The following is a 6,497-nucleotide window of genomic DNA, read 5'->3' as shown; positions in this document are numbered from 1 at the left end:
TCGGCCTGTGGATCGAGCAGACCGAAGGCGCAACATCCAAATCGGCGAAGGCGTCGCACCCCGTTGATGCGGCTCGATAGGTTGAAGTTTTGGCATGGACAGCCGGCTCAGCGAAGGTGCACCGCAATCCATCTCCGCGCCACGGCAGCTGGGGGGCGCGCTTCTCCCATGCATTTTGTCTGATCTCGGCTGTGATGTCGGTATCGGACGCCTCACTGAGCGCCTGAGGGAACTGCAGCGATCCGAAGGGCCAGCCGCTTTTAATCGGCAGACGCCTCCACGAGCCTGGTCAGGCCGCTTACGTCAGGTCTTCCAACAGTACTTTGGCATCTTGCCAGTCAACGGTATCGAATCCCTCGGTGAACGTCCCATGAACACCGGCCAGGATCGAGCGCGCAGCATCCGTCTTGCCGCAGCGTTGCCATAACCGGGCCACGCTCAGCGCGCATTTCAGCTCGACTGACCTGGCTCCTTGGTCACGAGCGATGGCAATTGCCGCCTGAAAACAGGCTTCGGCTTCCTTGGCCCTGGTGGACGAGCCGGCTTCGTCGCCAGACAACATCAGAATCAGTTCCCCCTTGAGCCGAAGCAGAATCGGCTCAGCGAACCGCTCACCCGTGTTCTTCACCAGAGCTAACGCCCCGCTCAGCACATGAAGCCCTGCCTCGGCTTGCCCTGCTTTTCCATAAGCGTTGGCTAGCAGTCCCAGAAGCGTCGGCCGACCCAATGCCGCTCCGGTGGCTTCGTGGGCCCTGAGGCCTTGGTGTATTTGCGCGATTCCCTCCTCATGACTACCCTGCTCGGCCAGCGCCCAGCCGCGCAGGATCGTTCCCCAACCCAGATAGAGTGGGAACCCTTGGTCGCTCGAAAGCGCGATGGCGGCGTCTGCATACTCCTGCGCCAGTTGCACTTCGCGCCGGTACTGGTGCAATTCGGCCGCGAAGATCAGGCTCAAGGCAAGGCCGAACGGGTCAGAGGCCTTTCTCGCCAGCGCCAGCGCTTCCTCGCTGCGCGCGCGCGACTGGTCCGGCAAGCCCAAAAACCAGAGGGTCCAGCTCAACGTGCTCCGCATATGAACCGCGGGGTTCCGCGCATAACGCAGAAGTTTGCTGTATGGTTCCCGATCGGGGCGGTGCAGTGCCAGCGCCTGCTCCGTGTGGGTACGGGCCATCCTGATCTCGCCCAGACGGAACACGGTGGCTCCGAGAATTCGGTGCGCCTCCGCGAGCTGCTCCGGTTCTTGTGTATCCTGCGCGAGACCGAGGAGCCGCTCCGCCAAGGCGTGTGCCGTATTGAGTTGCGCACGCAATAGATAAAACGACCACAGTCCTAACTGCGCCGAGAAGATCTGCGGTGTTTCTCCGCCCTGTTCGCACAAGGCTAATGCACGCGTGTAGGTCTCCTCCACCTCTGGCGCACCATAGCCTCGAGCGGCCATCCAGGCAGGACCGAGGGTCAGCAGCATGGTGAGTTCCTCGTGGGCGCGTTCGGGGGTATCAGGCAGGGATTTGAGTAGATCGAGGGCTGCACTGAGATGCCCGATCGCCTCGAGCTGAGCTGAACGTTGCAGGGCCTGTTGGCCGGCGAGCTGCAGGTATTCGACCGCCTTCGGAACATTGCCGCTCTGGCTGTAGTGGTGCGCCAGCTCGCTGCAATACTCCTTCAGCCTGCCGGGAAACAATGCCTCGATGGCCTGGGCCGTACGTTCATGCAGTATGCTGCGCTGCCCCGAAAGCAGGGAATTGCCCGCGACCTCCTGCGTCAGCGCATGCTTGAACGCGTACTCCACCTCCGGGAAGGCGGGGCGCTCGTAGATGAAATCCCCCGCCTGCAGGTCAGCCAACAGGGGGTGCAGCACGTCGTCGGGCAGCGCCGTGACATGCCGAATCAGACTGGAGGGAAACTCCTTTCCGATGACTGCCAGCGACTGGAGCAGTTCCTTCTGCGGGACGGACAGCCGGTCGATACGGGCGGCCAGCACGCCCTGCACGGTCGTCGGCATATGCAGCGTCAAAGGGGCCTTCTCGATCCGGTAGTTTCCGGGCTGGCCGAGCAAGGCGTTCTCCTCGGCCAGTGTCTGAACCACTTCCTCCATGAAAAATGGGTTCCCTTCGGTCTTCGACAGGATCAGCAGTTTCAGGGGCGTGAGAGAGGGATCGTCCCCCAGCAACCCCGACAGCAGCCCCTGCGCCTCCGCCTGGCCCAGCGGCTCCAGGCACAAATGGGTGTAGTAGCGCCTGTGTGACCAGTCATGCCGGTACTCGGGGCGGTAGTTGACGAGCAAAAGCATCCTGGCACCCGGCACGTCCTCGATGAGGACATTGAGGAAAGCCTCCGTCTCACTATCCAGCCATTGCAGGTCTTCGAACAGGAGTATGAGTGTCTGATTTTGACTCTCGCGCACAAGCAGCCGCGCGATCGCCTCAAAGGTGCGCTGGCGGCGGATGGCGGGATCCATGGTTGGCAAGGCCGAACCCGGGTCGATGATGCCGAGCAGATAGAGCAGGTAGGGTAGATGGTCCTCCAGCGCGCGATCTAAGATCAGCAGCCTTCCGGTGACTTTCTCGCGATACCGGCGTTCATCATCCTGAGTTGTGATCTGAAAGTAGTTTCTCAGCAGATCGATCAAAGGCAAGTAGGGAAACGCCTTGCCGTGCGACACCGAGAAGGTTTCGAGCACCATGCAGCCCTGCTGCGAGCGTGCCTTGAACTCGTAGAACAGGCGCGATTTGCCAACTCCCGCTTCCCCCACGACCCCGACGCTCTGCCCATGCCCGGTCTTGGCGCGTTCCAACGCCTCACTTAAGCGCTCCAGTTCGGCCTCGCGGCCGACAAAGCGAGCCAGCCCGCGATGCGCCCCCACCTGCAGCCGCGTGCGCAATGCGCCGAGGCCGAGCACCTCATACACCACAAGCGGCTCCCGCAGGCCCTTGATGGGGGTGCTCCCCAGGGTCTTGAATTCGAAATAGCCCTCGGTCAGTTTGTGGGTCGATTCGCTGACGAGGATAGATGACGGCTTAGCGACCCCTTCCATGCGTGCAGCGATATGGATGGTATTGCCGACCGGGTCGTAGTCGGTGCGCAAGTCATCCTTGCGGATCGAACGGACCACCACTTCCCCGGTATGGACACCCACCCGGATCTGCAGCGGGATGCCCTGCTCCAGCCGGACCCTGTCACTATGGCTGCTCATGGCTTGCTGCATGCGGAGTGCCGCAAACAGCGCCCGCAGAGCATGGTCTTCGTGGGCGATCGGCGCGCCGAAAAGGGCCAGGATGCCATCCCCGAGGGCTTTGGCCACATACCCCTCATAGTGATGCACAGCTTCCATCATCAGCGCCACAACCGGGTCGATCAGGCTGCGGGCTTCTTCAGGATCCAGGTCCTGGATCAATGCCGTCGAGCCGGCCATGTCCGCAAACAGCGCCGTAATCGTCTTGCGCTCGCCGGCTACGTCTGCTCCCTTCGCCTCCATGGCCGCCCGCTCGGCGCGGATCCGTTCGGCCAGATGGGGCGGCGTGTAAAGAACAGGTGCAGGGACAGCCGGCGCTGGAGGCGGGCGATGGAGTGGCGCTGCAACCGAATCGGTCAATACCGCACCGCATGAACAGCAAAATTTCGCGGTGGGACTGGACTCGTAGCCGCAGTGAGGGCAGATTTGCGCAAGCCTTTGCCCACACTCCTCACAGAAATTGGCTCCCGCGGGACTCTCAAACCCGCAATTTGCGCAGCGCATGTTGCCCTCTGAATGCCGCCTGCCACGAACCCATTAGAGGCGCAATCACCGCCCTTCGCAAGACAGATCGTGGAGTCGGAGTGTGAGCCGAGCTGGCCACTTCGAGTTTCGCAGGACCACCTTGTCCGCCATCAGTTCGATGCCACCGAGCAGGATGCGCGCGCAGCGAAAGTCCTTGAATCCAGCATTGGTCGGGTCAGGCATTTGATGGCTCGATGGTCCTGCTCGACAATGTTGTTCAGGTACTTGACCTGCCGGATGGTGATGGGAGTTTCTCGTTGGGCGTTGACGTCGTGCAGGGCCGCCAGGTTGGATGCGCTGCCGTCGATGGTCACCGTGTCAGGCTGGCCATGCTGCGCGATGGCCTTCTCGAAAAACCGCCGTGCTGCGGCCTTGTCACGCTGGGCGCGCAGCAGGAAGTCGATGGTATTGCCCGCCTTGTCGACCGCCCGGTACAGATACTTCCACTGGCCGCGTACCAGGATGTAGGTCTCGTCCATGCGCCAGCTTTTCCCCACCGGACGCTTGGAGTGGCGAAAGATTTTGTTTAGCGCCGGTAGCAACTTCAGCGCCCAGCGATGCACGGTCGAATGGTCAACCGAGATGCCACGTTCGGCCATCATATCCTCGAGATGACGCAGGCTCAGCGGATAGGCGACATACCAGCGCACGCAGGTCAGCATCACCTCCAGCGGATAGTGCAAGCGCTTCAATACCTTCGCAATCTCCGTGTTCATCACCACTGCCCACATTGCCTGAATTCGATACCGGCTCATTCTACCGGAAGCTTATTGCGACATAACCTGCAATCTCCCGCGCGCCCGGGCGTTTGGGCTCGCGCTTGAGCTGGTCCCAGCCGGACTTGCCGGGTTGGCCGTCGAACAGCGCCTCGATCCGGTCAACGCGCACAGGGGCTTTGGCCAGCTCCGACAGGTCGACAGAATTCCGGGACAAGGCTTTGGAAATCTCGTCACCAGTGGAAATGGCAGACGATGTCTGCGAAATTCGGGCGGTGGGCAATTTCGCAGACGGTGTCTGCGAAATGTGGTCGATGGGCCAAGCTTGGTAACAGTTGAACCGGAACCGCCGCCGGTCGATTCAGAACTACCGTCGCCGCCGCATGCCGCGACGCTCGCGGCAATAGCTATACGCCTTGTTGCGTGACAGGGCAATGCGTTCGTAGAACTGGCTATTGATCTGTCGGTCAAGTTGCCGTACCGACCAGCCGCAGCGCAGGGCTTCAGTTTCGTAGAATCCGCGCGCCATCTCATTGCGCACCGAGAGCAGTCGGACGTACGCAGACCAGGGCAGCCCTGTTGCAGAAAGGCGAAGTAGCCGAAAGCGTCGATGTCATCACACCCGAACAGGCCTTGAAGGACCCGTTCGTGCTGGAATTTCTCAATCTGAAGGACGAGTATTCCGAGTCGGACCTCGAGGAGGCGCTAATCCAGCACTTAGCCGACTTCCTCTTGGAACTGGGTGACGACTTCGCCTTCGTCGGGCGTCAGCGCCGTCTACGCATCGACGACAGCTGGTTTCGCGTCGATCTGCTGTTCTTCCACCGCCAGCTCAAATGCCTGCTGGTCATCGACCTCAAGATCGGCAAATTCAGCCATGCTGATGCCGGCCAGATGCACATGTATCTGAACTACGCCCGCGAGCACTGGATGAAGCCGGGCGAAAACCCGCCCGTCGGGTTGATCCTGTGCGCGAGCAAGGGTAGCAACGAGGCGCACTACGCGCTGGAGGGCCTGCCGAACAAGGTGCTGGCCGCCGAATACCAGACCGTGTTGCCTAACGAGAATCTGCTGGCCGCGGAACTGGCCAGGACAAGGCGGGAGCTGGACGCACGCCTTGGCCGGCTAAACGACGCAGGAAGCGGCGAGTGAATGCGCGGCCCCGAACTTCATTATCCGCATACCGAAGCAAAAGTGGGTCTTCCGCAATTTGTGTGACGACGACGACCTTGCGTTGGAGGATGTTTTAGCGTGGAACGGGGTCGCCTCCGGCGCCCACCACCATTTTTGATGACCATATGGGCGAGTCTGGTAGCCTTGTGCCGGCCGCACGGTCTCAGCCGCCTGCGATGGCGATCGGACCAGCGTCTCCAGCAGGACAAGGCAGGCCGTGGCGGCAGGTGACGAGGTCGTGATTGCGAAGGCGGGCAAGCCGGTGGTCCGGATCGTGCCGTTCGCCAAGCCAAAGCCCTCACGGCGCCTCGGCGGGCTGCAGGGCAAGATCCGCACGGCGGATGACTTCGACGCGCCGCTCCCCGATGACTTGCTGGCCGCATTCGAGGGACGGTAATGCGCATCCTGCTCGATACCCATGTTTTCCTCTGGGCGGTCACGAATGACCCGAAGCTGAGCCAGACCGCGCGGCAACTGATCCTGGATGCCGAGGAGGTCTTCATCAGTGCGGCCAGCCTCTGGGAAATCTCCATCAAGGCGGGCCTCGACAAGATCGAAGTCAATGTCGACGAACTCATCGCTGAAATTACCGCCGCAGGCTTTCGCGAGCTTCCGGTGACGAACACGCATGCAGCCGCAGTGCGTCATCTGCCAAACCACCATCGAGATCCGTTTGATCGACTGCTGGTCGCTCAGGCGATCACCGAACCATTGCGACTGCTATCGGCAGACGAACGGATCTGGAAGTATTCCGACCTCGTCATTCGGGTTTAGGGTCCACAGAAACTTCGGCAGTGACGGCATAGCAGCCGAGGGCGGCCCCGATTTGACCGCTCCCCCAAGCTCCGCCG

At 61.4% G+C, this 6,497-nt stretch carries 4 protein-coding genes and 3 pseudogenes; 3 read left to right on the top strand and 4 right to left on the bottom strand.

The genetic code is table 11. The annotated features are described in order from the left end of the window. Nucleotides 1-298: 298 nt before the first annotated feature. The 4 genes and pseudogenes from CF68_RS18640 to CF68_RS36320 all read right to left on the bottom strand — a co-directional run. Nucleotides 299-3,736, bottom strand: coding sequence for an adenylate/guanylate cyclase domain-containing protein (locus tag CF68_RS18640; protein WP_035821510.1), 3,438 nt, complete (start codon nt 3,734-3,736; stop codon nt 299-301). Nucleotides 3,737-3,865: 129 nt separating this feature from the next. Next, nucleotides 3,866-4,473, bottom strand: a pseudogene (locus CF68_RS18635) (IS6 family transposase); the annotation flags it as partial. Nucleotides 4,474-4,513: 40 nt separating this feature from the next. Continuing rightward, a complete protein-coding gene (locus CF68_RS37735) occupies nt 4,514-4,690 on the bottom strand; it encodes a hypothetical protein (RefSeq protein WP_200872567.1) in 177 nt (58 codons plus the stop codon). A gap of 195 nt (nt 4,691-4,885) precedes the next feature. After that, nucleotides 4,886-5,047, bottom strand: a pseudogene (locus CF68_RS36320) (DUF1016 N-terminal domain-containing protein); the annotation flags it as partial. Between CF68_RS36320 and CF68_RS18630 the strand changes: the two are divergent. From CF68_RS18630 to CF68_RS18620, 3 genes and pseudogenes are all read left to right on the top strand, one after another. After that, nucleotides 5,044-5,625 (top strand): annotated as a pseudogene (locus CF68_RS18630) (PDDEXK nuclease domain-containing protein); the annotation flags it as partial. The pseudogenes CF68_RS36320 and CF68_RS18630 overlap by 4 nt on opposite strands. A gap of 238 nt (nt 5,626-5,863) precedes the next feature. After that, the gene (locus CF68_RS18625; RefSeq protein ID WP_051591582.1) at nt 5,864-6,043 is read left to right on the top strand and encodes a type II toxin-antitoxin system Phd/YefM family antitoxin; all 180 of its coding nucleotides are present in this window, start codon (nt 5,864-5,866) and stop codon (nt 6,041-6,043) included. Next, nucleotides 6,043-6,420 (top strand): type II toxin-antitoxin system VapC family toxin, encoded by a 378-nt coding sequence (locus CF68_RS18620; RefSeq protein ID WP_035821508.1) that lies wholly within the window; start codon nt 6,043-6,045, stop codon nt 6,418-6,420. The genes CF68_RS18625 and CF68_RS18620 overlap by 1 nt, the downstream gene beginning before the upstream one ends. Nucleotides 6,421-6,497: the final 77 nt, after the last annotated feature.

Origin of the sequence: Cupriavidus sp. SK-4 (assembly GCF_000611125.1) — a bacterium.
Classification (GTDB): domain Bacteria; phylum Pseudomonadota; class Gammaproteobacteria; order Burkholderiales; family Burkholderiaceae; genus Cupriavidus; species Cupriavidus necator.
Note: the sequence above shows the minus strand (reverse complement) of the source record. Positions and strands in the feature narration are given on the sequence as shown.

Bases quoted from the DNA above. Each gene is read 5' to 3' on its own strand.
- CF68_RS18640 (WP_035821510.1), bottom strand. From the start codon at position 3,736: ATGCGCTGCGCAAATTGCGGGTTTGAGAGTCCCGCGGGAGCCAATTTC.
- CF68_RS18620 (WP_035821508.1), top strand. From the start codon at position 6,043: ATGCGCATCCTGCTCGATACCCATGTTTTCCTCTGGGCGGTCACGAAT.